Here is a 2342-nt window from a genome sequence, read left to right on the forward strand (position 1 = left end):
GTCGGCGGCGTCCAGCGTGCGCGCGAACGCCTTCGGGTCCGCGTCGGGACGCCCGGCGCGCTCGGGCTCGGGCCGTGCCGGGCGGGGCGGGGCAGCGGGCGGGGCGACGACGGTCACCGGTCCTCCTCGGTCGTGGGTCCGGGCGCGGCGCCGGCGCGGCGCAGGGCCGCCTCGTCGAGCGCGAGCTGCTCCGAACGGAGCTCCTCGACGGCGACCACGGCCTCGTGGCGATCGGCGAGCTTGCGGATCATGAGCGCGCGGGCGCGGGCGTCGCTCCAGTCGTCGGTCGCCCGGCGCACGCGGAAGTCGACGACGTCCCTCGCCGCCACGGCCTCGGTGAACAGGCCGCTGGCCGCGGCCCGAGCCGCCACCGCCGCCTGCCAGGTGATCTCGTCGGACCGCTCGGGGAGCTCCGCCGCCGCGAGCGCCTGGGCGGAGCGGCGCTCACGCCGCTCGGCCGCGCGCAGTGACGCGTTGGCCCGCTCGAGCTCGGCGGCGGCCTGCTCCTCCTGCATGCCGCGCAGGCGCAGGAGGCCGGCCAGCCGGAAGGGGGTGGCCATCACAGGCCACCCATCTGGCCGACGAGGCGCCGCAGGTGCTCCCACGACTCGCCGGCCGGGGCGGCCTCGTCCATGCCCTGGCGCAGGAAGGCGTCGATGGCGTCGGCGTTCGCGACGGCCGCGTCGACCAGCGGGTTGGAGCCGGCCGCGTAGGCACCGACGTCGAGCAGGTCCTGCGCGCGACGGCGCGCCGCCATGACCTGGCGCAGGCGCGCGGCCAGGGCCTTCTGCTCGGGCGTGCTCACCCGGCCGGCCACGCGCGAGACGGAGCCGAGCACGTCGACGCTCGGGAAGTGGCCCGCCACGGCGAGGTCGCGCGTCAGCACGACGTGGCCGTCGAGGATGGATCGCGCGGCGTCCGCGATCGGCTCGTTGTGGTCGTCGCCGTCGACCAGGACGGTGTAGATGCCCGTCACCGAGCCGCGCTCGGCGGTGCCCGCGCGCTCGAGCAGCTGCGCGAGCAGCGAGAAGGTCGACGGCGGGTAGCCGCGCGTGGCGGGCGGCTCCCCGACGGACAGGCCGATCTCGCGCTGCGCCATCGCCACGCGCGTCAGCGAGTCCATCATCAGGACGACGTCGGCGCCCTCGTCCCGGAAGGACTCGGCGATCCGGGTGGCGACGAACGCCGCGCGCAGCCGGACCAGCGGCGGCTCGTCGGACGTCGCGACGACGACGACGCTGCGCGCCAGGCCCTCGGGGCCGAGGTCGTCCTCGAGGAACTCGCGCACCTCGCGGCCGCGCTCACCGACGAGCGCGATGACGGAGACCTGCGCCTCGGTCCCGCGCGCGATCATCGAGAGCAGGCTCGACTTGCCCACGCCGGAGCCGGCGAACAGCCCGAGGCGCTGGCCGCGGCCCGCGGTGACGAGCGTGTCGAGCGCGCGCACGCCGAGGGAGAGCGGGGTGTCGACGCGCGCGCGGCCCAGGGCCGAGGGCGCGCTGCCGCTGACGCTCGTGCGGGGGGCGCCGTCGAGGGGGCCACGGCCGTCGATCGGCCGGCCGAGGCCGTCGAGCACGCGCCCGAGGAGCGCGGGTCCGGTCGGCGCGGTCAGGGGCCGGCCCGTCGAGCGCACGGGCAGGCCGGTGCGCAGGCCGTGGACGGCACCGAGCGGCATGCAGCGCAGCGCGCGGGTCGTCACGGCGACCACCTCGGCCGCGATCCGGTCGTCGATCAGCACCAGGTCACCGACCGCGCCGCGCAGCCCGGCGACGTCGACCGAGAGCCCGACGACGGCATCGACGGTCCCCACCGGCTGCGGCGCGGCGGCGGCGAGGGCGCGGGTGAAGCGCTCGTCGGCCAGCAGGGCGGTCACAGGTCCTCCCCGAGCAGCGCCTCGCGCGCCCGGGCCAGCGCGGTGGCGACCTGCGCGTCGAGGAAGCCCGTGGGGTGCTCGCTCACGGCGTCGCCGGGCGCCAGGCCGGCGTCCGCGACCAGTTGGACGCCCTGGGGGACGCGGACGCCGTCGGCCGGGTCCGTGCCGGCCTCGGCGAGCAGCGCCCGGACGTGCGCGAGGTCGGCCGGGTTCAGGCGCACGGTGTGCACGTCCACGCCGGCGGGGACCGCGAGCGCGCGCTCGAGGACGGCCCGGGCCGACGTCGGACCGGGGGTGAGCTCGCGTCGCAGCACGGCCTCGGCGAGCGCGAGGCCGGCCTCCTGGACGCCGCGGCGGACCTCCTCGACGACGGGGACCGTGCGCGCCTCGGCCGCGGCGGCGGCACGCTCGAGCACGGCGACCGCCGCGGCGAGGGACGCCCGCTGCCCGGCCTGCGCCTCGGCGGCCC

At 78.5% G+C, this 2342-nt stretch carries 3 protein-coding genes; all 3 read right to left on the reverse strand.

Annotated elements, in window-relative coordinates:
* Window positions 1-113: 113 nt before the first annotated feature.
* Entirely contained in the window at window positions 114-560 is a 447-nt protein-coding gene (locus IDM29_RS16320) for a flagellar export protein FliJ (RefSeq protein ID WP_182112597.1), read from the reverse strand.
* Window positions 560-1873: a FliI/YscN family ATPase gene (locus IDM29_RS16325; RefSeq protein ID WP_182112596.1), complete on the reverse strand. Its 1314-nt coding sequence runs from the start codon at window positions 1871-1873 to the stop codon at window positions 560-562. The genes IDM29_RS16320 and IDM29_RS16325 overlap by 1 nt, the downstream gene beginning before the upstream one ends.
* On the reverse strand, window positions 1870-2342 hold a 473-nt coding region (locus IDM29_RS16330; RefSeq protein ID WP_223148428.1), incomplete at its 5' end, for a FliH/SctL family protein. The genes IDM29_RS16330 and IDM29_RS16325, both read right to left, overlap by 4 nt.

Source organism: Actinotalea sp. JY-7885, assembly GCF_014525465.1.
In the GTDB taxonomy this organism is placed as follows: Bacteria; Actinomycetota; Actinomycetes; order Actinomycetales; family Cellulomonadaceae; genus Actinotalea.